Genomic DNA, 363 nt, shown 5'->3' on the forward strand with positions numbered 1-363 from the left:
TGGGTGTTCTCCCGAAGCCGGTGGACGGCGACGCTGCCGAGCCAGTAGGTGAGGTAGTCGCCGACGGTGCTGTCTGCGGTGGCGACGGGCAGTCCGCGGTTGCTGTCTGCGATCTTCTCGGCGAGTTTGTCGGCGGCTTCTCTCCGGGTGGTGCCGTAGACCCGGACGCGTTTGCGGGTGCCGTTGGCGGCGAGGACGTAGCCGGCGGCTTCCCAGCGGCCGTCCTTGCGCTGGTAGATGGTGCCTTCACCGTTAGCTCGGGCCTTCTTGCGCTTGGGGGCGGTCATCGGGCGGCCTCTTCCAGGTGGCGCTGGACGTAGTCAGCGAGGGCGTGAGCGGGGATGCGGCGGGCGCGGCCGATGG

General features: G+C 69.7%; 1 pseudogene. It reads right to left on the reverse strand.

Annotated features, from left to right (window positions below):
• Positions 1 to 287 (reverse strand): annotated as a pseudogene (locus HTV45_RS33465) (site-specific integrase); the annotation flags it as partial.
• Between the last annotated feature and the right edge of the window lie 76 nt (positions 288 to 363).

The sequence above is a fragment of the Streptomyces sp. CHD11 genome (assembly GCF_018638295.1).
Classification (GTDB): Bacteria; Actinomycetota; Actinomycetes; order Streptomycetales; family Streptomycetaceae; genus Streptomyces.